Origin of the sequence: Streptomyces sp. NPDC058691 (genome assembly GCF_042714775.1) — a bacterium.
Lineage (GTDB): Bacteria > Actinomycetota > Actinomycetes > Streptomycetales > Streptomycetaceae > Actinacidiphila.
In genome coordinates, this window is the sequence record NZ_JBHXSO010000021.1 from 76,809 (window position 1) to 99,892 (window position 23,084).

At 71.8% G+C, this 23,084-nt stretch carries 22 protein-coding genes, 1 pseudogene and 1 riboswitch; of the genes and pseudogenes, 8 read left to right on the plus strand and 15 right to left on the minus strand.

The features are described from left to right. Window positions 1–8 precede the first annotated feature (8 nt). The gene (locus ACFWVC_RS17145) at window positions 9–230 is read left to right on the plus strand and encodes a CbtB-domain containing protein (protein WP_384285665.1); all 222 of its coding nucleotides are present in this window, start codon (window positions 9–11) and stop codon (window positions 228–230) included. A gap of 18 nt (window positions 231–248) precedes the next feature. Then, the gene (locus ACFWVC_RS17150; RefSeq protein WP_384285669.1) at window positions 249–1,007 is read left to right on the plus strand and encodes a CbtA family protein; all 759 of its coding nucleotides are present in this window, start codon (window positions 249–251) and stop codon (window positions 1,005–1,007) included. 86 nt (window positions 1,008–1,093) lie between these two features. On the opposite strand, the pseudogene ACFWVC_RS17155 reads toward ACFWVC_RS17150, so the two are convergent. The 5 genes and pseudogenes from ACFWVC_RS17155 to ACFWVC_RS17175 form a co-directional block, all read right to left on the minus strand. After that, window positions 1,094–1,828: pseudogene (locus ACFWVC_RS17155) on the minus strand (hypothetical protein); the annotation flags it as partial. 23 nt (window positions 1,829–1,851) lie between these two features. Then, entirely contained in the window at window positions 1,852–2,196 is a 345-nt protein-coding gene (locus ACFWVC_RS17160) for a hypothetical protein (protein ID WP_384285672.1), read from the minus strand. Between the two features lie 77 nt (window positions 2,197–2,273). Next, a complete protein-coding gene (locus ACFWVC_RS17165; protein WP_384285816.1) occupies window positions 2,274–3,314 on the minus strand; it encodes a HoxN/HupN/NixA family nickel/cobalt transporter in 1,041 nt (346 codons plus the stop codon). A gap of 290 nt (window positions 3,315–3,604) precedes the next feature. Then, window positions 3,605–5,080 carry a PepSY-associated TM helix domain-containing protein gene (locus ACFWVC_RS17170; protein ID WP_384285675.1) on the minus strand — a complete coding sequence of 492 codons (1,476 nt, stop codon included), beginning with the start codon at window positions 5,078–5,080 and terminating at the stop codon, window positions 3,605–3,607. Window positions 5,081–5,234: 154 nt separating this feature from the next. Further along, a complete protein-coding gene (locus ACFWVC_RS17175) occupies window positions 5,235–5,864 on the minus strand; it encodes a hypothetical protein (RefSeq protein ID WP_384285677.1) in 630 nt (209 codons plus the stop codon). A 383-nt stretch (window positions 5,865–6,247) separates the two neighbouring features. Here ACFWVC_RS17175 and ACFWVC_RS17180 point away from each other — a divergent pair, with 383 nt between their 5' ends. Next, complete coding sequence (locus tag ACFWVC_RS17180; protein ID WP_384285679.1) at window positions 6,248–7,180, plus strand: Ppx/GppA phosphatase family protein; 933 nt, start codon at window positions 6,248–6,250, stop codon at window positions 7,178–7,180. A gap of 51 nt (window positions 7,181–7,231) precedes the next feature. On the opposite strand, the gene ACFWVC_RS17185 is transcribed toward ACFWVC_RS17180, so the two are convergent. The 9 genes from ACFWVC_RS17185 to ACFWVC_RS17225 all read right to left on the minus strand — a co-directional run bounded on the left by ACFWVC_RS17185 (window position 7,232) and on the right by ACFWVC_RS17225 (window position 16,065). After that, window positions 7,232–8,359: an LLM class flavin-dependent oxidoreductase gene (locus ACFWVC_RS17185; RefSeq protein ID WP_384285683.1), complete on the minus strand. Its 1,128-nt coding sequence runs from the start codon at window positions 8,357–8,359 to the stop codon at window positions 7,232–7,234. A gap of 14 nt (window positions 8,360–8,373) precedes the next feature. After that, the gene (locus ACFWVC_RS17190; protein WP_384285685.1) at window positions 8,374–9,468 is read right to left on the minus strand and encodes an LLM class flavin-dependent oxidoreductase; all 1,095 of its coding nucleotides are present in this window, start codon (window positions 9,466–9,468) and stop codon (window positions 8,374–8,376) included. Further along, a complete protein-coding gene (locus ACFWVC_RS17195; protein WP_384285689.1) occupies window positions 9,465–10,838 on the minus strand; it encodes an NtaA/DmoA family FMN-dependent monooxygenase in 1,374 nt (457 codons plus the stop codon). The genes ACFWVC_RS17190 and ACFWVC_RS17195 overlap by 4 nt, the downstream gene beginning before the upstream one ends. A 19-nt stretch (window positions 10,839–10,857) precedes the next feature. Then, window positions 10,858–12,144, minus strand: a complete 1,287-nt coding sequence (locus ACFWVC_RS17200) for an LLM class flavin-dependent oxidoreductase (protein WP_384285693.1) — start codon at window positions 12,142–12,144, stop codon at window positions 10,858–10,860. A gap of 44 nt (window positions 12,145–12,188) precedes the next feature. Further along, a complete protein-coding gene (locus ACFWVC_RS17205) occupies window positions 12,189–12,323 on the minus strand; it encodes a putative leader peptide (protein WP_384285697.1) in 135 nt (44 codons plus the stop codon). A 68-nt stretch (window positions 12,324–12,391) separates the two neighbouring features. Continuing rightward, window positions 12,392–13,135, minus strand: a complete 744-nt coding sequence (locus ACFWVC_RS17210; RefSeq protein WP_384285703.1) for a GNAT family N-acetyltransferase — start codon at window positions 13,133–13,135, stop codon at window positions 12,392–12,394. A 48-nt stretch (window positions 13,136–13,183) separates the two neighbouring features. After that, window positions 13,184–14,215 carry an ABC transporter substrate-binding protein gene (locus tag ACFWVC_RS17215; protein WP_384285706.1) on the minus strand — a complete coding sequence of 344 codons (1,032 nt, stop codon included), beginning with the start codon at window positions 14,213–14,215 and terminating at the stop codon, window positions 13,184–13,186. A 51-nt stretch (window positions 14,216–14,266) separates the two neighbouring features. Continuing rightward, a complete protein-coding gene (locus tag ACFWVC_RS17220; protein ID WP_384285711.1) occupies window positions 14,267–15,043 on the minus strand; it encodes an amino acid ABC transporter ATP-binding protein in 777 nt (258 codons plus the stop codon). Next, window positions 15,040–16,065, minus strand: coding sequence for an amino acid ABC transporter permease (locus tag ACFWVC_RS17225; protein WP_384285715.1), 1,026 nt, complete (start codon window positions 16,063–16,065; stop codon window positions 15,040–15,042). Before ACFWVC_RS17225 ends, ACFWVC_RS17220 begins: the two co-directional genes overlap by 4 nt. A 620-nt stretch (window positions 16,066–16,685) precedes the next feature. Continuing rightward, a riboswitch (SAM riboswitch) is annotated at window positions 16,686–16,794 on the plus strand. A gap of 241 nt (window positions 16,795–17,035) precedes the next feature. Here ACFWVC_RS17225 and ACFWVC_RS17230 point away from each other — a divergent pair. Continuing rightward, the gene (locus ACFWVC_RS17230; protein ID WP_384285719.1) at window positions 17,036–17,863 is read left to right on the plus strand and encodes a glutathione S-transferase C-terminal domain-containing protein; all 828 of its coding nucleotides are present in this window, start codon (window positions 17,036–17,038) and stop codon (window positions 17,861–17,863) included. Between the two features lie 97 nt (window positions 17,864–17,960). Here ACFWVC_RS17230 and ACFWVC_RS17235 read toward each other — a convergent pair whose 3' ends face one another. After that, window positions 17,961–18,467: a cupin domain-containing protein gene (locus ACFWVC_RS17235; protein ID WP_384285723.1), complete on the minus strand. Its 507-nt coding sequence runs from the start codon at window positions 18,465–18,467 to the stop codon at window positions 17,961–17,963. 136 nt (window positions 18,468–18,603) lie between these two features. Between ACFWVC_RS17235 and ACFWVC_RS17240 the strand changes: the two genes are divergently transcribed. The 4 genes from ACFWVC_RS17240 (at window position 18,604) to ACFWVC_RS17255 (ending at window position 23,084) form a co-directional block, all read left to right on the plus strand. Beyond that, entirely contained in the window at window positions 18,604–19,038 is a 435-nt protein-coding gene (locus ACFWVC_RS17240) for an RrF2 family transcriptional regulator (protein ID WP_384285727.1), read from the plus strand. Then, window positions 19,035–19,952, plus strand: coding sequence for a DsbA family protein (locus ACFWVC_RS17245; protein WP_384285732.1), 918 nt, complete (start codon window positions 19,035–19,037; stop codon window positions 19,950–19,952). Before ACFWVC_RS17240 ends, ACFWVC_RS17245 begins: the two co-directional genes overlap by 4 nt. 493 nt (window positions 19,953–20,445) lie before the next feature. Continuing rightward, a complete protein-coding gene (locus ACFWVC_RS17250; RefSeq protein ID WP_384285738.1) occupies window positions 20,446–22,020 on the plus strand; it encodes an ABC transporter substrate-binding protein in 1,575 nt (524 codons plus the stop codon). A gap of 35 nt (window positions 22,021–22,055) precedes the next feature. Continuing rightward, complete coding sequence (locus ACFWVC_RS17255) at window positions 22,056–23,084, plus strand: ABC transporter permease (protein ID WP_384285742.1); 1,029 nt, start codon at window positions 22,056–22,058, stop codon at window positions 23,082–23,084.

A 23,084-nucleotide genomic window follows, 5' to 3' on the forward strand; every position in this document is an offset into this window, starting at 1 on the left:
GACCTGCCATGGCGCAGCCTGCCGTTCAGCCGCCAGTCACCACCCCCGTCATCCCGGCCAAGCTGCCGTTGAAGGACATAGCCCCTTGGGCGGTCTTCATCGGCGTTCTCATGCTGATCCTCCTGTACTTCGTCGGCGCCGAGCAGGGCGCCACCTCCGTCTTCGACGGCGCGGGCGTCCACGAGTGGGTCCACGACGCCCGCCACCTGCTCGGCTTCCCCTGCCACTGACGAGGACTCGGCGCCCCCATGAACTCCGCAACCGTGAGAAATCTCCTCGTCCGCGGCATGCTCGCCGGTCTGACGGCGGGTGTACTGGCTCTCCTTGTCGCCTACTTCCTCGGTGAGCCCAGCGTCGACAACGCCATCGGCTTCGAAGAGGCACACGCCTCCGGGCATGAGCACGAGGTCGAACTCGTCAGCCGCCACCTGCAGTCCACGGCCGGTCTGGCGACCGGCGTCCTTCTCTACGGCGTCGCCTTCGGCGGAATCGCCGCGCTCGCCTACTGCTTCGCGCTCGGCCGCGTGGGCCGCTTCTCGGCCCGTGCGACCGCCCTGCTGCTGTCGGGGTGCGCGCTGCTGACGGTGTACGTCGTGCCGTTCCTGAAGTACCCGGCCAATCCGCCGTCGGTCGGCGACCCCGACACCATCGGCAAGCGCACCACCTTGTACTTCCTGATGATGCTGCTCAGCGTGCTTCTGGCGATCGCCGCCGTGCTCGTCGGCAAGCGGCTCGCACCCGCCCTGGGGAACTGGTACGCCACGGTCGTCGCGATCGCGGCGTTCGTGGTCGCCATCGGGCTGGCCTACGCGTTCCTGCCGGTCATCAACGAGGTGCCCGGGGACTTCCCGGCCGCGCTGCTGTGGCGGTTCCGCGTGTCCGCTCTCGCCATCCAGCTGACGCTGTGGGGTGGCTTCGGGCTCGTCTTCGGCGAGCTGGCACAGCGGTACCTGGCACCCCGTTCCGCTCCGTCCGCAGCCGGCCGGGCGGTGCCGGCCGCGAACTGACGCACACCGGTCGAGAGGGCCCGCGGAATCCGTCCGCGGGCCCTCTCGCGTTTTTGTGGGCCGGGCCGTGACCCGGCGGCGGTGCTTCAGGACCTGGAGAGCTCGGAGCGGACCGTACGGGCCGCCGCGGCCAGGTTCTCCAGGGAGGCGCGGGTCTCCGGCCAGCCGCGGGTCTTCAGCCCGCTGTCGGGGTTGACCCAGAGCCGCTCGGCGGGGATGGCCTCGAGTCCCTTCCTCAGCAGGGCGGCCGCCTCGTGCACGCCCGGCACGCGTGGCGAGTGGATGTCGCAGACGCCGGGCCCGGCCTCACGCGGGTACCCGTGCGCGGCCGGCTCGCGGGCGACCTGCATGTGGGAACGGGCGGCCTCCAGGCTGATGACGTCGGCGTCAAGGACCGGGCGGTCGGTGAGCGACCGGGCGTACGCCGTCCACCGCACCGTCATGGGCTCCGGTCGGGAGATGTCCCCGGCGAGGATCGGCGGGCGGACGTAGCGGGTGCCGTAGGACCGCACCCAGCCGTGCTGGGTGGCGAGGTAGCCGGTGAGCTGCTCGGCGAAGTACCGGACCATGTCGTTGCGTTCGGCCTCGCCGTGTACGAGGACCTCCGGCCCTGCCTTCTCCTGGAAGGCGATCACCTCGCCGATCTCGGCCCTGACGCGCTCCTCGTACGCCGAGTCGCCGATCCGGCCGGCCCTCAGATCGGCCCGCGCCGTGCGGAGTTCCGCGGTCTGCGGGAACGAGCCGATGGCGGTGGTCGGCAGCAGGGGCAGGCCGAGGTGCGCGCGCTGGGCTGCCGCCCGTTCGGCGTACGGCTGCGAGCGGGGCGGCGCGGGGCCGTTCCGGGTCAGTGGTGGGACGGGTGCCGCCTTCGCAGCACCCGTTCCGCCAGCGCGACATTGACGATCGCGGCGCACGTCAGCGCCGCCACGTTCAACGCCGCGCTGCCCGTGCTCAGCCAAGCGGCCTCCTCGCCGTCCGGCCGGGCGACGGGGAGCCAGATCCCGCCGATCGCCGAGATCACCGCGTAGCCTCCGTACATCGCCGGCAGGGCGAAGGCACCCGCGGGCAGCGTCAGCGCGACCGCCACCAGGTAGTAGGCCGCTCGCTCGTGGACGGCCCCCGCCACGGCCAGGGCGCCGATCAGCACCACGTACGCCGCTGCCGCGAGTCTCCCGAACCTGCGCCTCATCTTCCGCCCCCCGTGCGCGCCTCGGCCCCGGGCCATCGTAGGGCGGGCACGGCCCACGGCACCCCCAAGGGGAGCCCCTATTCGGCGTGCTGCTCGGCCGGGCGCAGGTTCGCCGTCCACTTCTCCTCGATGCGGGCGAACTTCCACACCAGCAGCGCCACCACCCAGGTGGCGACGAACAGCCCGACGATGACGAAGCCGATGGCGTTGAGGTCGAGTGCGGACACCCAGTCCCAGAACGCGCCGTGCAGGCCGGCCTTCTCGGCGATCAGGCCGAGGAGTTCCACGGTGCCGATGACGAGCGCGACGGCGACCGACAGACCGGTGACGGTGAGGTTGTAGTAGACCTTCCGGACGGGCTTGGAGAAGGCCCAGCCGTAGGCGAAGTTCATGAACGAGCCGTCGATGGTGTCCAGCAGCGACATGCCCGCCGCGAAGAGCACGGGCAGGCACAGGATCGCGTACCAGGGGAGCCCGGATGCGGCTCCGGAGCCGGCGAGGACGAGCAGGGCGATCTCGGTGGCGGTGTCGAAGCCGAGCCCGAAGAGCAGACCGAGCGGGTACATCTGCCAGGGCTTGGTGATGGACTTCATCAGCCGCCCGAGCAGCCGGTTCATGAAGCCCCGGTTGTTCAGATGCTCTTCCAGGGCGGCCTCGTCGAAGTTGCCGGACCGCATCTGCCGGAAGACCTTCCAGATCCCGGCGAGGATCAGCAGGTTGATGACGGCGATGACGTAGAGGAACGTGCCCGAGACGGTCGTGCCGATCCAGCCGGTGACGTCGTGCAGTTCGGAATTGTCGTTCTCGACCGGGCCCGCCAGCGCTTTGACGCCCAGCGACAGCAGCAGGGCCAGCACGAACACGATCGAGGAGTGCCCGAGGGAGAACCAGAAGCCGACGGACAGCGGCCGCTGTCCCTCGCCCATCAGCTTGCGGGTGGTGTTGTCGATCGCGGCGATGTGATCGGCGTCGAAGGCGTGCCGCATGCCCAGGGTGTACGCGGTCACCCCGATGCCCACCCCGAAGGTCTTCGTGCCCAGGCTGTAGTGCTCCGGTGCGACGATCGCCACGAGGACGAACCAGCCGATCACATGGAGGCCGACGACGAAGGCCGCCATACCGCCGGCACGAGCCCACTCACGGGGGCTGAGTGCGTGGCGGATGCGGTGGATCAGGGCCCGGGCTCCCGGTTCGGAAAGCGGAGCGGTGGACATTGAGCGCCTCTTCTTGGTGGACATGCCGGAGGGACATGCCACGTTATGAGCCATGCAAACGCACCTGCAACTCATACGCAGTTAATTGCCGGTGCGCTTAAGGCAAGGAGCTGGTCAAGGCCGGGCAAGGAACGCCACCGGACGCGGCGACGACGTCCACCCGGGGCCCGGGCGGCCCCCGGGTGGACGCGTTCCTAGGCGGTGCGGGTGCGGGACCGGCGGACGAGCCCGACCACGAGGTCCACGAGCAGGAAGCCGAGCAGCGTGACCCCCAGGACCGGCAGCGCCCAGCCGAAGGCGGCGACGGCAGGGATCCCCAGGACCAGCACCGGCAGGGGCAGTTGTCGCCACGTACCCCGGGCGGGGGCCTTGCCGAGCGGTGCCGCGCGGTCGTCACGGACGGGCCGGCGTTGCCACCACATCCGGTAGCCCCACAGGATGACGAGTATCAGGCCGAGCGCGATCAGCGCCAGCAGGATCTGGTTGACGAGTCCGAACAGCAGGCCCATGTGGCCCTGCACGCCGAGCTTGCTGAGCTTGGCCAGGACCGGGTAGTCGGCCCACCGGCTCTCCGCGGTGACCTCGCTCTTCGCGGCGTCGACGGCGACCTGGTCGAAGTGCACCGGCCACCGGGGATCGTTCTGCGCCACGGTCCAGGCGCTCGCGGCGTCGGCGGGCGGTGTCAGTTCCACCCTGCCGCCCAGTCCGGCGTCCCGGGCCACGGCGAGGACGGCGTCGAAGCCGGCCGGGTCCGCGGACGCCCCGTCCGTGGCGTCGCCGTGGCCCGCGTGGCCCTCGTGCTCGTCACCCGTTGCCCCACTCGCGCCGGGAAGCGTGGTGACCAACCCCGGCGCGTGGCCCTTGGCCGCGTCCAGTACCTGTCCGAACCGCGCGCCGGCGTAGTGGGACCAGGTCAGTCCGGTCGCGCTGAGGAAGAGCAGACCGATGGCCAGCCATACGCCCGTGGCGGCGTGCCGTCCGCGCGTGCGCCGCACACCTCGCGCGGATCCGTCGGGCAGCAGCACGCCGCGCACCGACTTGGCACGCTGCCCGCGGGCACGGCCGAGCCAGAGCACGAGTCCGCCCGCGACGATCACCCAGAGCCAGCTCGCGGCGACCTCCGAATAGAGGCGGCCCGTTTCACCGAGATGGAGATTGCGGTGCAGGTCGTCCAGCCACGTGGTGAGCGGTGTCGAACCCCACCACGTGGTCAGTTCACCCCTGACCTCGGCGGTGTAAGGATCGACGAAGACCGTGCGCTGCCTGTCGCCGAGCTCCGGAACGGACAGCACCACCCGCGTCGTGTCCTCGGGACCGGGCGGGGTGATCACCGAGGCCAGGGTGCCTTCCGGGTGGGCGGTCCGGGCCGCGGCGATCTGTTCCGCCAGGGGTCGCGGCTGGTCGCCGACCGCCTCGACCCGCAGCCGGTCGCCGTAGGCGAGCTGGTCGAACTGCGGCGTGAAGGCGTAGGCCAGTCCGGTCACCGCGGCCACCAGCAGGAACGGGGCGACGAACACCCCGGCGTAGAAGTGCAGGCGGGCCAGCAGTGCCCGTACTCCCTGCCAGGAACGACCCTGTTGCGCCGGGCCCGGCTCCGGGTTGCGTGGCGGCGCGGCGGTCACGGTCTCGTCGTGGCCGTCTGTCGGTGTGTGTTCTCGAGTGGAAGACATGCGTGCATCCCCAATGGGCACCCGGCGTCGGGGCGCGGGTGCGAGTGAAGTCGGCAGGTGGTTTCCGCCGGCGCGAGACGAAGGCGCCGGGAGACGACGGCGCGCGCGGGCACGCCGGACCGCGCCCGTCACCCCGGATGAGAGGGGCGGGCGGTCAGAGACGGAACGCCGGCTCCGGGGGACCTCTGCGCGAGAACGTGTGCCACAGGGATGCCTGGTGCGGCGCGCGCACCGGCGCGAAGAAGGAAGCGGGCCGTACCGTGACCGGCATCCGGCAGGCGGACAGGACGTGTTCGGCCCGCCGCAAGGGAGCGAAGACGAAGGCCGCCAGAGCGCGGCCGAGGCGGAACGCGGCGGCCTCTCCACGCCAGAGCCACCATCCGCACAGCAGCGCGGCAACGAGGTGGGCCAGGGCCATACCCGTGGACCAGCCGCCCATCGCGGGGGCTGACGCGGCCATCCCGCCCATGACGGCCGATGTGTGATGACCCGTCACCGGGACGGCGCCGGCTCCGGCGGGGGCGGCGGCGAAGTCCTGGGCGAGTACGAACCAGCCGTGCAGGGCGGCCTGGGCCACCAAGGTGGCCCCCGTCACGGCGAGGGCACCGCGCTCACGGCGCCCGGCCGGCCACCAGGCTCCGGCGGTCGTCGCGGCGAACGCGTATCCCGCCGCCCAGCCCGGCACGGCCCGCGACATCAGGGCGTGGCCGAGGACCGTCACCGTCACGCACACGGCGGCGAACACCGCCGCACGTGCGAGACGGAAGGCGGGCCCGGACGTCATGGGCAGCCATGGTGCCATCCGTCACCCGATCGTGTGGCTGTTACGCGAAGTCCAGCGGGCGGACGGGCCGGCTCGCGTCCGTTCCGGCGGTGCAGTGGTCGTAGCCCGCGGTCCTGTGCCGTTCAGTACGCTCCCGTCTGCGGCCCCGCCCGGTCGCCACCGTCCGGACGGCGCGGCAGGGCGACGTCAGAATCCGTGCGCCGGGCGACAGGGCCGCGTACCTGAGGGACCGGGCGGGGTCAGGGGGGCACCTGCGGTGACATGATGGCTACGCGGTGCCCCGATGTGCTGGTCACCGCCCCTGGCGACCGCCCCGGGCAGGGGCCGGGGAGAACGGTTCGGTCCCGGGAACGGAAAGGCTTGTGGTGCGCGAAGGTCGTGGGATGCGGCAGGCGGCGGTCCTCGACGTCGGCTGCCACAGCGCCCTGCTGACGGTGGCGCAGCGGTCGGAGGACGGCGTGCTGGAGCCGGTGCTCTCCCGCAAGGTGCGCCTGGGACTGCACCAGAGCCTGGGCCCGGAGGGCCGGCTGCGCCAGTCGGGGGTCAGGACCGTGCAGGAGGCGGTGGCCGAGGTGGTCACCGCACACCCGCGCCTCCGGCTGCCGGAGGTCTTCGCGTTCGCCACCTCCGTCATCCGGGACGCGCCCAACTGTGACGACGTCATCGAGCGGGTGGCGGACAGCACCGGCGTCCGGCTGCGGGTGCTGTCCGGCGAGGAGGAGGCGCGGCTCGCCTACTCGGCGGCCCGTCGTTGGGCGGGCCCCGCCGCCGGCCCGCTGCTGGTGCTGGACATCGGCGGCGGCACCCTGGAGATCGCCTCCGGCACCGCCGCCCGGCCCCGCACACTGCACTCGCTGCCGCTCGGTGCCCGTACGGTCACCCGCAAGCACCTGCCCGGCGGCATCGTCTCTTCAGAAGAGCATCTGGCCGAGGTGCGGCAGGCACTGCGCCGGTCATTGGGCACCGCGTCCGGGCTGCCCCGCGCCGAGCCGGGCGGCCGGGTCCTGGCCTGCTCCAAGACCTTCACCCAGCTCGCCCGGCTCGCCGCCGCCGCCCGGGACAAGCCCACGCGCACGCCGGAACGGCTGACCCTGCGCGCTCTCCGCGACGCGATCCCCCTGCTCGCCGCCGCGACTCCGCGAGACCGCGAGAAACTGCCCGGCATCTCCCCGCACCGGGCCGAACAGTCCCTGGCCGGGGCCCTCGTGGCCGAGGCCCTGATGGAAGCCTGCGAAGTCCGCAGCGTGACGATCTGCCCCTGGTCGACCCGCGAAGGGCTTCTCCTCGAACGCCTCGGCAACGCATCGGGCGGCTGACCGGGACAGCGCGGGGGGCGGGTCGCTCCCGGGAGGCCGTGCCGGCCCCGCTCAGCGGCGGTGCCACTCCTCGGCCAGGAGCCGGAAGGAACGCACCCGGTCGTCGTGGTCGTGGGTGATGGTGGTGACGATCAACTCGTCGGCCCCGGTGGCCTCCTGGAGTTGTTCGAGCTGGTCGGCGACGCGCTGCGGGGAGCCGGCGAACTGGGTCTCGAGGCGGTCGGCCACCAGGGCCTGGTCCTCCTCCGTCCAGGGCAGGGCGCGGGCCTGTTCGGGGGTGGGGAACTCGATGGCGCCCTCGGCGGTACGGATGCTGCGGACCCAGGGGCCGTAGCCGGTGGCGAGCTCGCGGGCGGTCGCGTCGTCCTCGGCGACGACCACGTCGGCGGAGACGCTGACATACGGCTTGTCCAGCACCTCGGACGGCTGGAAGGCGGCGCGGTAGCCGTCGGCGGCCTCCAGTACGGTGCCGGGGCTGACGTGGTAGTTCGCGGCGAAGCGCAGCCCGTTGCGGCCGGCGACCTCGGCGCTCTGGCCGCCGCTGCTGCCGAGGATCCACACCTGGAGGTCGGCGCCCTCACCGGGGACGGCGTGCGCCTCGATGCCGTCCGGGGAGCGGTAGGTGCCGCGCAGCAGTGCCAGGATGTCGTCGATCTGCTCCCCGTAGTCCTGGGACCGGGCGTCGGGCTGTTGAAGCAGCGTCCGCTGGAGTGCGATGCGGGGCGAGCCGAGCAGATACTCGAACGAGAACTTCGGCGGGATCCTCAGGCCGTTCGGTGTGCGTCCGTCGACGACCGGGGTCGCGGTCGGCACCGGGCTCTGCGTGCTCCCCGGCGGGCGGCCTCCGGAGCGGCCCAGTCCCAGGTCGAGCCGCCCGGGGTGCAGGGCGTCGATGAGCCCGAACTCCTCCACGGTGGACAGGGCCGTGCGGTGGCCGAGTTGGACGGCGCCCGAGCCGAGCCGGATCGTGGAGGTCGCGGCCGCCGTGAGGGCCAGGACCACGGCGGGTGAGGTGCCCGCGACTCCGGGGTTGAGGTGGTGCTCGGCGAACCAGTAGCGGGCGTAGCCGAATTCCTCGGCTCTGCGGGCGAGGTCGATGCTGTTGCGCAGCGCCTCGGCGGCCGTGGAGCCGGAGGATATGTGCACGAGGTCGAGGACTCCGAGCGGTGTGCGGGACACGGTGGGATTTCCCCTCAACGGTGGGCGGGCGACGGACTGGCGGGCTCGGGCGAGAACGGGGCGGGGCTCCAGGGGAACGGCGGGTCGGGAATGTCCCGCCGCAGCACCGGGGCGACGTCGGACTGGAAGAGCTCCAGGGAGTCGCGGTGCCGGTCGCCGCTCAGTCCGCTCGCGTCGGCGTGGATGTGCAGGACCGTGTGGCCGAACTCCTCGTGGTAGCGGTGCGCCTTGTCGATGACCTGCTGCGGGCTGCCGACCAGCGCCGAACTGCGCGCCACGAAGTCCTCCAGCGTCGGGAAGACCGGCTGAAGGCCGAGCCGCTTCTGGAACGCCAAGTGCCCCGCGAACACGGGCCGGTAGGCGGCGAGCGCCTCCTGGGAGGTAGGCGCGACGTACAGGCCGGCCGTCCCGGCACCGACCGCGATGTCCGCGGGGTCGTGGCCGTGGTGCTCCCAGCGTTCGCGGTAGTAGCGGATCAGCTCCGCGTACGGCTCGATGGGGTTGGAGACGTTCGCGGAGAACAGGGGGTCCCCGTAGCGGGCGGCGAGGTCCACCGACTCCTTGCTGGTGGCACTGCCGTGCCAGACCCGGATCGGCTGCTGCAGCGGCCTCGGCCAGACCTCCGCGTCCTTCAGCGCCGGGCGGAAGCGCGTGTCGGCGGTCACCTTCTCCTGCCGCCAGATCCGGCGGAACACCTCGTAGCCCTCGGCGTTGCGGTCCCACTGGTCCTCGGGGGTGACGTGGAACAGCTCGCGCTGCGCCGTGCCGTTGCCCTTGCCGATGATCAGCTCCAGACGCCCCCCGGACAGGTGGTCCAGCGTCGCGTAGTCCTCGTACGCCCGCACCGGGTCCAGCAGGCTGAGCGTGGTCACGGCGGTGAAGAGCCGGATCCGCGAGGTGAGCGCGGCGATGTGGCTGAGGACGACCGGCGGTGCGGAGGAGATGAACGGCCGCTCGTGCCGCTCCCCCACGCCGAACCCGTCGAAGCCCAGCTCCTCGGCCAGCAGCGCGTTGTCCAGGACCTCGCGGAAACGGTCGCTCGTCGGCTTGAGTACCCCCGTCACCGGGTCCGGGGCGTGCACGATCAGGGTGATGGCGAGGAACTTCATGACGCCGCCCGCTCGGCCGGCGCGGCGTCGGGGTGCGCGAGACCGAGGTGGTCGCGGAGCGTGGTGCCCTCGTAGTCGGTACGGAACACGCCCTGCTCCTGCAACAGGGGGACGACGGTGTCGGCGAAAGCGTCCAGGCCGCCCGGGGTGATGTGCGGGACGAGGATGAAGCCGTCGGAGGCGTCCGCCTGCACGAAGTCGTTGATGGTCGCGGCGACTGTGGCCGGGGAGCCCACGAAGGACTGGCGGTTGCCGGTCTCGATGACCAGGTCGCGGATGGACCACTTGTTGGTGGCGGCCAGCTCCCGCCATTCACGCGCGGTGGCCAGCGGATCGCGGTACATGCGGACCTGAGCGCGCCCGCGGGCGAGGGTGTGCTCGCCGAGGTCCGGGTCGACGTCCGGCAGCGGGCCGTCGGGGTCGTAGGCGGACAGGTCGCGGTTCCAGACGAATTCCAGGTGCTTGATCGCGGTGGCCCCGCTGACCTGCTGGCGTCGCACCTCGTGGGCGATCTCCTCGGCCTCGGCGTCGGTGTCGCCGAGCACGAAGGTCGCGGCGGGCAGGATCAGCAACTGCTCAGGGCTGCGGCCGTACTTGGGCAGACGGCCCTTGACGTCCTGGTAGAAGGCCCGGCCCTCGTTCAGCGTGCTGTACCGGCTGAAGATCGCGTCCGCGCCGGCGGCGGCGAACTCGCGGCCCTCCTCGGAGTCGCCGGCCTGGAAGATCACGGGACGCCCCTGGGGGCTGCGCGGGACGTTGAACTGCCCCTGGATGTCGAAGTGCTGCCCCTTGTGCACGAAGGCGCCGGCCCTGGCGTCGCTGAGGAACGCGCCGGTCGCCTGGTCGGCGAGGACCTCGCCGCCGTGCCAGGAGTCGAAGAGCTCGTTGGCGGTGGCGAGGAACTCCCTGGCGCGCGAGTAGCGCTCCTCCTGCGGGAGGAAGCCGCCGCGGCGGAAGTTCTCGCCGGTGAAGGCGTCCCAGGAGGTGACGACGTTCCAGGCGGCGCGCCCGTCCGACAGGTGGTCGAGGCTGGCGAACTGCCGTGCCACCTCGTAGGGCTCGTTGAAGGTGGAGTTGATCGTGCCGGTCAGACCGAGGCGTTCGGTGACGGCCGCGAGCGCGGTCAGGACGGTGAAGGTGTCGGGGCGGCCGACCACGTCGAGGTCGTAGATCCTCCCGCCCTGTTCGCGCAGGCGCAGCCCCTCGGCGAGGAACAGGAAGTCGAACTTGGCCCGTTCGGCGGTCTGCGCGAAGTGCGTGAAGGAGCTGAACTCGATGTGGCTGCCGGCCTTCGGGTCGCTCCACACCGTGGTGTTGTTGACGCCCGGGAAGTGCGCGGCCAGATGGATCTGCTTCAGCGGCTTGCTCATGGCGTACGGATCCTCCGGCTCAGGCGGTCGCGGTGGTGGTCGCGGCGGCATAGCGGTTGGCGGGGCGGGCCAGGCCGAGCAGGCCGCGCAGGGTGTCGGCCTCGTACGCGCCGCGGAAGGCGCCGCGGCGCCGCAGCTCGGGCACGAGGCCGCGGGTGATCGCCGGAAGGTCGTGGCCGATCACGGCGGGGCGCAGCCGGAAGCCGGTGAGCCCGGCCCGCCGCCACTCCAGCAGGAGGTCAGCCAGCTCGGCGGGAGTGCCCGTGAAGATCTTCGCGTCGCTGCTGTACGGGGACCCTGCGAGGCCGTCCAGGCGTTCCCGGCGGGCCCGCGCCGCGGCGGGATCGTCGTCGAGGAAGACCACGAGCTCGCCGAAGATGTGCAGGGGCTCCCGCGCACGGCCGGCCGCGTCCTGTTCGGCACGGATCTCGGCGACGATCGCCCGGGCCTGGTCGCCGTCGTGCGGGGTCACGTATCCGATGTCCGCGGAGCGCGCCACGAGCCGGAACGGCACGGTGCGGTGGGCGAGGGCGCTGACGACGGGCTGGCCCTGGGGCGGCCGGGGGGTGATGGAGGGGCCCTTGACGCTGAAGTGCCGGCCCTCGAAGTCGATGTAGTGCAGTTTGCCGCCGTCGATGAAGCGGCCGGTGGCGACGTCGCGGATCTCCGCGTCGTCCTCCCAGCTGTCCCAGAGCCGGCGCACCGCCTCGACGTAGTCGGCGGCCTCGTCGAAGAGGTCGGTGACCAGCTCGCCGACGGCCGGGGTGTCCAGGTCGTCGATGCCGAACGCCGGGATCGTCCGCCGGCCGAAGTGCGCGGCCTCGCTCCGCCGCGCCGAGATCTGGACGCGCAGACCGGCCCGGCCGGCGCTCACGTAGTCGAGCGTGGCGATGGCCTTGGAGATGTGGAAGGGCTCGGTGTGGGTGGCGACCACGGTCGGCACGAGGCCGATGTGCCGGGTCACGGGGGCGACGCGGGCGGCGATGAGGACGGCGTCCAGACGGCCGCGCACCTGGTCGGTGCGCGCGTCGGGCTCGGTGAAGTGGGAGGACTGCGGGCCGAGGGAGTCCTCGATCGTCACGAAGTCGAGCAGCCCCCGCTCGGCCTCGGTGACGACGTCCTGCCAGTAGCGGGCGGTGAACAGTTCCCGGGGGCGGGCCTCGGGCGCACGCCAGGCGGCCGGGTGCCAGCCGGCGCCGTCGAGGGCCACGGCCAGGTGCAGTGGGTTGTCCGGCGAAGGGGAGGAAGCGGGGTACGGCGAAGAGATGTCCGACGACACGGAGGAGGCCTTCCTGATCGACCACATGTCTCACCGGCCCTCGTCCGGAGGGCCGGCGGCGGGAACGGGGGTCAGGAACTACAGAGAGAGCCGGCGACGCGCTGGAGGTCGATGTGCGGCCGGGAGTACAGATGGACCTGGCGGGGTGAGGCGAGGACCACGACGGACGCGAAGGACGCGAAAGAAACCGTCTGCACGACCGTCACCTCCGCTCTCTGCCCGATCCGGCGGGCCGCGCTCCGCCCAAAACTCTCCCTACAGCGCAACAGCGTTCCTACCCCGTCTGTTCCCCCGGGACGCCCGGCGTCCGCACCAGCAGGAACGTCGTGCGGCGTCGCAGGGTGAAGCCGATGGACTCGTAGAGCCGGATCGCGCCGGAGTTGACGGCCGCGGCGTGCAGGAACGGCGTGTCCCCGCGGTCCCTGATCCCGGCGGCGACGGCCCGGACCAGCCGGGTCGCCAGGCCCCGGCCGCGGTGGGCCGGGTGGGTGCACACCGCGCTGATCTCCGTCCATCCCGGCGTCCGCAGCCGTTCCCCGGCCATGGCGACCAGCACTCCGCCCTCCCGGATGCCGAGATAGGCCCCGAGTTCGACGGTCCTGGGAAGGAAGGGGCCCGGCTTGGTCAGGTCGATCAGGTCCAGGATCTCGGGCACGTCGGCGAGGCCGAGGGGTACCGCCTCCGGTGCGTGCTCGGCGCGCAGCGAGGTGTCCACGAGCTGGACCCCCTCGCCGCCCTCGACGAGCTTCCATCCGTCCGGGGGCGTCCGCGCCCCGGTGACCGCGACGGCGGCGCCCGGCCCGGCCAGTGCGGCCAGATCCTCCCAGGCCCGTGGATCGGCCGGATCGGACAGCGCGGTGAACGGCGAGACGTCGACGGGGTAGCGGGCGGCCAGGCCGACGCGCTCGGCGAACCGGGCGTGCGGACCGGTCAGCGCCGCCCAGGCGGGGTTGTCGAGGACGTGCGGTGCGGCCGGGCTCTGGGTGCGGTCCGCGGGGATGGGGATGCTGAGGGACATGCGTCGGATCTCCGTACGGTCGTACGTGGCGTGAGGACTGACGAAACGTCAGGAGTTGTCGAGCGGCAGTCCGGGCGGGTTGACCTCCGAGGTGGCGACGGCCTCGTTGGACAGGTTCCAGGCGCTCAGCCACTTGGCGTACTGGCCGTTCTCGATCAGATGGTTGATCGCGGCCGCGACCGGCTTCGCCAGGCCGCTGTCCTTCTTCGCGGTCGCGGCGATCAGGCCCTGCAGACTCGCGCCCGCGCCGGAGAACTTGCCCGCGTTGCGGGTGGGGTTGGGCGTGGTCGCGTCCTGGGTGATGTGGTACGCGATGCCGGGGTTGGGGCCGAAGTAGGCGTCGATCTTCTTGCCGGTGAGCGCCAGATAGGTGCTGTTGTTGTCGGGGAAGTACTTGACGGTGAGTTTCTTGCCCTCCCCTTGGAGTTTCTTCCGCCACTCCAGGAGGATCTTCTCCTGGTTGGTGCCGGCGCCGACGGCGACGGTCTTCCCGGCGAGGGTCCGGTAGTCGTCCGCGAAGTTCCAGGTGCTGTCCTTCAGCACCTCGAAGGCCAGGTTGTCCTCACGGTAGGAGGCGAACTCGTACTTGCGCTTGCGCTCCTCGGTGTCCGTGACGTTGGAGAAGGCCACGTCGACCTTGCCGCTGTCGATGCCGACGAAGAGGTTCTCCCACGTCGAGTTCTTCACCACGGGCTTGAGCCCGAGCACCGCGGCCACCAGCCGGCCGAGGTCGGGTTCCGCACCGGTGAGGGTCTTCTGGTCGCTGCCGACGTAGGCCAGCGGCGGGAAGCCGGCGGGCAGCGCGCCGAGGCCGATGACCAACTCCCCCTTGGCGGCGATGGACTTGGGCAGGCCCGCGCTGATGGCCTTCACCTCGGCCACCTTCAGCGTGGTCTCCTGGGCCGCGCCGTTGGACAGGCTGCCCACGGTGACCGTGCCGGCGGACGAGGAGCCCGCGCCGGTGGTGGCGGAGGCGCTGCTGTCGCCCCCGCAGGCGGCGAGGCCGCCGGCGAGGAAGGCGAGGGCGGTGGTGGCCGTGAGGGTGCGGATGAGTCTGCGGCGAAAATGAAGGGTACGCATGGCCGTCTCCTGGTTCGTGGGTCGGTTGTCCGGGCGAAACGGAGGAGCGGGTCAGAGCACCTTGCTCAGGAACTCCCTGGTCCGCTCGTGCCGGGGCTGGTTCAACACCTCGTCGGGCGGGCCCTGTTCGACGATCCGGCCGTCGTCGATGAAGACGATCCGGTCGGCGACCTCCCGGGCGAAGCCGATCTCGTGGGTCACGATGACGAGGGTGGTGCCGCTGGTGGCCAGATCCTTGATGACGGACAGCACCTCGCCGACCAGTTCGGGGTCCAGCGCGGAGGTGGGCTCGTCGAAGAGGATGACGCCGGGGCGCAGCGCGAGGGCCCGGGCGATGGCCACCCGCTGCTGCTGACCGCCCGACAACTGCCGTGGGTAGGCGTCCGCCTTGTCGGCGAGCCCCACCCGGCCGAGCAGGGTACGGGCCAGTTCCCTGGCCTCCGGCTTGCGCAGCCGGCCTGTCGCCACCGGCGCGGCGGCCACGTTGTCCAGCACGGTCAGGTGCGGGAAGAGGTTGAAGTTCTGGAAGACGAAGCCGATCCGGCTGCGCTGGGTGAGGATGACGCGCTCGCTCAGCTCCTTGAACCGCTCGCCGTGCCTGCGGACTCCGATCGGCTCACCGTTCAGGCTGACATGGCCGATCTCGGGCTTCTCCAAGTGGTTGATCACGCGCAGCAGCGTGGACTTGCCGGAACCTGAGGGCCCGAGGATGACGGTGACCTCCCCGGGCCGGACCGTCAGACTCACGCCGTCCAGCACCCGGTGGGTGCCGTACCACTTGTGCACGTCGTGGACCTCCACCGCGGCGGGCTGTATGCCGGTGGTCATGGGGTGGTCTCCGTCCGGATCCGGGTCCGCAGGTCGCCCAGGGCGGCCCGCAGTCTCTGTGCGGGAGTCGGCGGGACGGTCCGCAGCGCGCCCCGCGAGTAGTACCGCTCCACGTAGAACTGGACGACGGAGACGACGCTGGTGAGGATCACGTACCAGATGGTGGCGACCAGCAGCAGCGGCACGATGTCGCCGGGGTAGGTGCTGCCCATGCTCTGCACCGAGCCGAACAGGTCGAGCAGCGAGACGTAGAAGACCAGCGAAGTGCCCTTGATCAGGCCGATCAACTGGTTGACGTAGTTGGGGACGACGGACCGAAGGGCCTGGGGAAGGATGATCCTGGCGAACTGGTAGCGCTTGGGCAGTCCGAGCGCCGAGGCCGCCTCGTGCTGGCCCTGGTCCACCGAGAGGATGCCGGCGCGCACCACTTCCGAGGCGTAGGCGGCTTCGTTGAGGCTGAGGCCGATCACGGCGACGACCATGTCGGTGGCGAGCCGGGACTCGTCGAAGGTGAGGAACGCCGGGCCGAAGGGTACGCCGAGGCTCAACGTGCGGTACAGCGCGCTGAAGTTGTAGAGGAACAGCAGCACGACGATGAGCGGGATCGACCGGAACAGCCAGGTGTACGTCCAGCTGACGGCGCGCAGCACGGGGCTGCTGGAGAGCCTGGCCAGCGCGAGGACGATGCCTCCGAGCAGACCGAGCACCGCACTGTACGCCGCCACCTCCAGGGTGATCAGCAGACCGTCGACGATCACCGGCCGTACGAACCAGTACCCGAAGCGGTCCCACTGGAAGAAGGGGTTGGTGAGCAGGCCGTGCCCGATCTGGGCGACCAGCACCAGCACGATCGCCGTGGCGATCCACCGGCCTGGGCGGCGCAGGGGCAGCACCCGCTGTGCGGCCAGGGGCCGGGGTCCGGGCTCACGCACCTCGTCGGGCACCTCGTCGGGCACCTTGGCCGGCGCCCGGTCCTGGGGCGCCGAGCGGGCGGACACGGCGGTGCCGGGGGGTTCACTCATCAGGAGGCTCCAGCGGATGGGCGCACCCCGGTCGCGCAGGCGACGGTGGACCGGCCGGGCGCGGGAGCGGCCCGGCGGTACGGGGTGCGGGGACGAGCGGAACGGGGCCGAACAGGCGGGCACGCCCGCCGCGTCAGCGGGGGGTGCCGGCGTTCAGGAAGGGACCGTCAGCCTTGACAGAGCGCGCGACAGGACGCGGAACACGCGCTACACAGCGCGCTGCTGACGCCGGCCAGACCGACGGGCCGCTGCGTGTACGCCGGGACGAGGCCGTGGCGCCGCCACGCTGCCGTCCCCGGGATCGCGTACATCGCCGTCACCGTCACCGTTCCGCCCCGCGGGGGCCTCGCGCCTGCCGACCGTCGTCCGGTCCGGCCGTCATCCGGGACACCCCATCGCTGTGCGGGGGTTGCCACCGACCGGCCGAGGCCGGTCCGCCGCTGACATCCGGGACCGTTCTGCGGCGTAAGTTAGACACGGGCCGCGGGGAATGTCAACGACGCCGTCTCACATGCCGGATGCCGCCGTGAGACGCGCAACGCCTTCTTGACGCGCCGGGTTTGCCGGCCCAACACTGATGGGAACGGTCACGATTGTCAGCGCCCGCGGTGCCGTGTTCCGGCTCCGTGGGTCATCGGCCCCGGCCCGCTGACCGGCAACCCTCACATCGCGGTGGGGTGCCCCGGGTGACGACCGGGTCCCGCCGGCGCGGCGGGTCAAGCGCGGTCCCGCGTCTCGCGGGCCCCGAGCCGGGGAGGCGGACATGTCCAGGGCACGATCCGCTCTCCTCACCCGTCGGCTGCACATCGACTTCCTGCGCGTCTGCAGCGCCTTCGGCACGGCCGGCTGACCCCGACGAGTCCCCGCCCGTACCGACTCAGGGGCCAGGTGCGACCAGGCACAGGGCCTTCAGCCGTTCCGCCGCCGGTGCCCGAGGGCAACCGGGGGCCCACCATGCCCTGGAGAGTGCATGCCCGAGACGATCTCGCGCGATTCCGGCTCCGCGCCGCTCCGCGATCTCAGCTTCCGCACGTCCTGTACCGCGCTGCCGCGCACGTCCCGTCCGGACCGCTTCCGCAGCCGGATCGGTGCCGACGCCGCCGGCGGCTTCTACCCGGCCCCGCGCCGCTACGAGCTGTTCCTCTCGGCGCGATGCCCGCAGTCACGGCGGGTCTCCGTCACCCTCGACCTGCTCGGACTGCGGGACTCCATCGTCACGACGCTCGTTCCGCCGGCGTCCCCCGACGCCGCGGACGCCACCGACACCACCGCCACCGCCGCACTGACGCCGTTGCTCAGGGCCTACGAGGCCACCTGGCACGGCTACGACGGACCGCTCACCGTGCCCGCCCTGTGCGACCGGTGGACCGGACGCGTCGTCAGCAACCACACCCCTGACATCCTCCGCGATCTCGCGGGCCGCCTCGGCGACGCGGCGCGCGGACCCGTGCCCGTCCTGTGCCCCCCGGCCCTGGCCGGCGAGATCGAGGCCGTCCAGGACTTGGTGGAGGAGGACGTCATGTGCGCCGCGGAACAGGCCGCCGCGGCCCCGGCGGCGGCGGACCGCGCGAAGTCCCTGGAGAGGCTGCGCACGGCGCTCGGCCTGCTGGAGCGCCGACTGGCGTGCGGGCCGCACGTTCTGGGCGAGCGGCTGACCGCGGCGGACGTCGATCTGTGGGTGGCCCTGACCGACCTGGCGGAGGGTGTGCTCTCCCCGTACGACGGCCTCACGGCCTATGTGCGCCGGCTCGCGCAGCATCCGGCCTTCCGCGTCCCGCACGGTCACCCCGGCCGCTGAGGTCGCGCGTCCCGGCAAGGCAGCGCGGACGTCCGCCCCTCCCGTACGAGGAGGGGCGGACGTCCGCGCTGTCCCGAGTCCTGGAGTCCCCGGCGCCTCAGGCCTCCTCGGCCGGAAGGGCGTACAGCCCGGGCAGGTTGACCACGATCGCCTCCTGGGTGCTGCGGGCGATGACGACCACGGCCTCCTCCGCGGGGTCCGGGTTCTCCTCCCGGTGCGGCACGAACGGCGGGACGAAGATGTAGTCGCCCGGCGAGGTGCGCAGTCGCACCTCCTCGGGCTCCCGACCGGAGTCGTCGAGGAAGACGAACTCGGGGTGTCCGCTCACCACGTAGATGGCGGTCTCGGACTCGCCGTGATGGTGGTCGGACGACGACGTCGCGGGGGCCACATGGGTCTGGCCCATCCACAGCCTCTCGGAACCCACCGTCTTCCCGCTGACGGCGGCGAACCTGCGCATGCCGCCGGTCTGCGCGGTCCCGTCGTCCAGGGAGTCCGCGCGGATGTGGTGGAGCCGGGAGCGCAGGGGCGCCGCCCCGTGCCCGGGGGTGTCGGGGAGATGGGGGTGAAAGCCCTCACCGGGGTTCGTCAACGGCTCGCTCATGCCGGGACGGTAGAGCTGTCCCGAAAAGGATGTCAAGAAGTGTCCATTGCCCTTCACCTGCGGCAACACTGCCGCAATGAGGCGAGGGAGCGGCAGGAGCCCTGGCCGGGAAAGCCAGTTCGTGCATGATGTGACCATGCATATCTCCGCGAAGGCGGACTACGCCACGCGCGCACTCCTGGAGCTCGCCTGTGAGCCGGCCCGGCCCCTGACGTGCGAAGCCATCGCCTCCTCGCAGCAGATCCCCTTCCGGTTCCTGAAGTCCGTCGTCGGCGAGCTGCGGAAGGCCGGGCTGGTGCGCAGTCAGCGCGGCTGCGAAGGCGGTTACTGGCTCGGCCGCCCCGCCGGCGAGATCACCCTCCTGGACGTCGCGCTCGCCGTCGACGGCGAGTTGATCACTTTGCGGGGCGAGCCGCCGGCCGGGCTCGACTACCCCGGCGCCGCCTCGGGGCTGCCCGGTGTGTGGCGCCAGGTCGAGGCGAGTGCGGCGGCGATCCTCGGCGGGGTGACCCTGCTGTCGCTGCTGCCGGCGGGCGCCGGGGAACGGCCGGCCCGGAAGGGAGCCGCGTGACGGCCGAACTTCCCCCGCCCGCCGTGGAGGTGGTCGAGTACACCGACCCGCTGTGTCCGTGGGCCTGGGGTTCGGAGCCGGTCTTCCGCAGGCTGCGGACAGCGCTGGCGGGCCGGGTCCGCTGGCGCCGGGTGTACTGCCTCCTGTTCGACCTCGACGACGACCCGGCGCCCGACCCGGCCGCGGAGACCGCCTGGTACGCGGGCTACGTCGAGGGGATCAGCGCGCACACCCGGGCGCCGCGGGCGCTCCGGCTGAGCCGTGTGGCGGCGAGTTCCTGGCCGGCCTCGCTGGCGGCCAAGGCCGCGGAGCTCCAGGGCCGCGAGGTGGCCGAGGGAGTGCTGCGCCGGCTGCGGGAGTCCGTCTTCGTCCTGGGGGAACCGGCCGACACTCCCGCGCTCACGCTGTCCGCGGTGCGCGGTGTACCGGGTCTGGACCTCGGGCGGCTCTCGGCCGACGCGGCGTCCGCCGAGGTGCTGGAGCGGGTACGCGCCGATCGGGCCGAGGCGCGCCGCCCGGTGCGCGAGGTGCTGTCGGTGCCGGGCGGGTCTCCGCACCCCGGCGGTGCCAAGGACACCGGAGACGGCGGCCACCGGTACGCGCTGCCGACGCTGCTGTTCCGTGCCCCGGCCGGACATCGCGTGGTGCCGGGCTGGCGGGCCTACGCGGAGTACGCGGCGGCCGTACGGGAGCTGTGCCCGGGGCTTGCGGACACCCCGCCGCCGCTGTCGCCGGAGCGGGCGCTGCGCCGGTACCGGAGCCTGACCGATCCGGAGCGAGAACTGCTGACGGAAGGCCCGTGGCCCCCTGGGGAGGCGGTCCGGGTGGAGACCGGGAACGGTCCTTTGTGGCTGCACCCCCAGGAGGCCGCGGTGCACCCTGCGACCTGCGGCGGCGCACGCAGCGCGCCCTGATCACCTCCTGACGTGCGGTCAGGAATCCGTCCCGCCCAATGAGACACCAATTGGTGTCTATTGACAGCCCTTCGCGGCGGTCGCCAGGATGTGCACCATGCTCACGACGCACCCCGGTGTGGTGTGCCGCTACGTGGACCTGCGGCGCACTTCCAGCGCTCTCTGTCGCTGACCGACCGCAGCCCCCGGCCCACAGGCGCCTGACCGTTCCCGTCAGCGCCGGCCGTCCCGCCGCTCGGTCGACGCGGGCGGCCTTCGCCCGCGCCGCCGCCTTCGCGCTTCGCCGCCTCCCCTCATCGACCTCCAGGTGAGCCCCCGCGTACCTGCCGACGCCCTGCCCTGAGCGCGGCGTGCCCGACGTGTGCCTCCGAGCCCGCGTCCGGCATGTCCGTACGGGCATCGACCGGCGTCCGGCGCGGGTGCGAACCGCGCCCGCCGCCGCGCTCCCGCCCGCCCCGAGACGGGCCGGGGGCCCCTCGAAGAAAGCCATGAGATGCCCGGACGACTCACGATCCGCCACCCTGGACCCGCCCTGCGCTCCCCCCGAGGACCGGGCCGGCTGCGCAGCGCAGCCCTCGGCACCGCCCTGCTCTGCGTACTCGTCCCCGGCCTCAGCGCGTGCGGCGACGGCGCCGGTACCGCGACCGGCGGCGCCACGCTGAAGTGGGCCTCCTCCTACTTCCCCGCCCACTGGGACCCGGTGGTCTCGGGCAGTGGCGCCCAGTTCCGCGAACTCGCCCTGGTCTACGCCTCGTTGACGCGCACCGACGCCAAGGGCAAGGCCGTCCCGGACCTCGCCAAGAGCTGGGAGTACAACGACAAGGGCGACGAGATCACCTTCCATCTGCGCCCCGGCCTGAAGTTCAGTGACGGCGAGCCGGTCGACGCGGCCGCGGTCAAGGCGGCCGTCGAGCGGGCCAAGAAGCAGCAGAACTCGGCGCTGTTCGGCGACCTGACCTCGATCAAGTCGGTGGACGCCGAGGGACTGGACGCGGTCGTCCATCTGACCCAGGTCGACTACCAGATCCCGCAACTGCTCGGGCAGCGCGTCCTGCAGATCGCCAGCCCCAAGGCGGCCGCGCAACCGGAGAAGCTGGACCAGGATCCCGTCGGCGCCGGGCCCTTCGTCGTCAAGCAGCTGATCCCCGGCACCAAGGTCCTGCTGAAGAAGAACCCGGACTACTGGGACGCGAAGAACATCCACATCGACGACGTCGAGCTGATCTCCGCCCCCGACGCGTCGACGGTCGTCTCCGGTCTGCAGACCGGCGTCTACAACTTCGCCGACATCAAGCCGAGTCAGGCGGACGCCGCCAAGAAGGCCGGCCTCGACGTCTTCGTCCAGCCGGGCTTCAACGCGTCGAACATCAGCCTCAACATCAACAAGGCGCCGTTCGACGACGACAGGGTCGTCGACGCCGTCCGCTACGCCGTCAACCGCAAGGAGTTCGTGGACAAGCTGACCTTCGGCTACGGCGAGGCGACCGACCAGCCCTTCCCGAAGGGATACGTGGCCTACGACCCGCAGTCGGAGAACGCCTATCCGTACGACCCGGCGAAGTCGAAGAAGCTCCTCGCCGAGGCGGGCCACAAGCCGGGCGACATCAAGCTCGACCTGGTCATCCCCGCGGAGGACCCGCAGGCCGAGATCGTCCAGTCGCAGTTGAACGCCGTCGGCATCAGCGTCGACATCAAGATCGACAAGAACTGGGCCACGCCGTTCTTCGCGAAGGACCTGACGTTCTCGCTCTACGGCACCACCGGGCGTGACTCCGCGGCGCAGACCCTCACCGCCCACTTCGGCCCCAACGGCCCGCTCAACCTCAGCTCGCCCTATGAGCCGGCCGGCTTCGAGGCGGCCATCGCCAAGGTCCGCCGGACCCCGCTGGACGCGCCGGACTACACGCGGACCCTGCAGGCGGCGACCCGGGCGGGCCTGCGGACCAAGGCGCTGGTCTTCACCTACTCCTCGCCGAACCTCTTCGCCAAGAGCACGTCGATATCGGATCTGCCGAAGAACCCGGCCCACCTGGACTGGACCGGCGTGACCATCTCCGGCCGCGGCTGACATCCGTCCACCACACACACCGAAGGGGGCACCTCATGACGACGACCGCGGTACCGGTCACCTCTGCCCGCCGTCGCGGGGTCGCCGCGATCAGGGTGCGGCAGGCCGTGAGCCGCATCCTGATCACCCTCGCCCGCTCGATAGCGATCTTCGTGCCCGTGTTCCTGGTCGCGACGTTCGTGACGTTCGCGCTGCGGTCGCTCAGCGGCCTCAGCCCGGCGCGGATCCAGCTCGGCGAGGAGGCGACTCCCGAGGCGATCGCCAGGGTCGAGGCCCACTGGGGGCTCAACCGGCCCTTCCTCGTGCAGTACTGGGACTGGTTCACCGGCATCCTGCACGGCCGGCTCGGCACCAGCTGGACCAACGGCGCCGACATCTCCACGCTCATCGGCCTGGGCCTCGGCGTCAGTCTCTCGGTCGCCACATTCGCGCTGATCATCGGTGTGACCGTGGGGTTCACCCTCGGCACGGTGGCGGCGCTCCGCAGCACCACATGGATCGACCGCGCGATCACGGGCTTCGTCACGGTGATATCGGTGATGCCCGCCTTCGTGGTGGGCATCGTGCTGGTCGCCGTCTTCGCCGTAGGGCTGCACCTGTTCCCCTCCGCCGGCTACATCCCGGCGGAGCAGGGCATCGGCCCATGGCTCGCGCACATCACCCTCCCCGCGATCGCCTTGAGCTTCGACGTCGTCGCAGACGTCGCCCGGCAACTGCGCACCAGCCTCATCGCCGCCTACCGCGAGAACTACGTGACGGGCGCGGTGGTACGGGGACTGAGCCCACGGCGCATCTTCTTCGGCCACGTCCTGCGCAACGGCATCGGGCCGGCGCTCGCCACCCTCGGCCTGAAGTTCCCGGCCCTGGTCGGCGCCTCCGTCGTCACGGAGTGGATCTTCGGTCTCCAGGGCTTCGGCAGGTTCGCCAACGACTCCGCCCAGGCAGGCGACGTGCCCGCCGTGCAAGGAGTCCTCGTGGTGTCGATCGTCCTGGTCGTCGCCTTCAACCTGATCGTCAATCTGATGCTGGCGCGCGTGACGCCGGCGTCCCAGCGGGGGGTATGA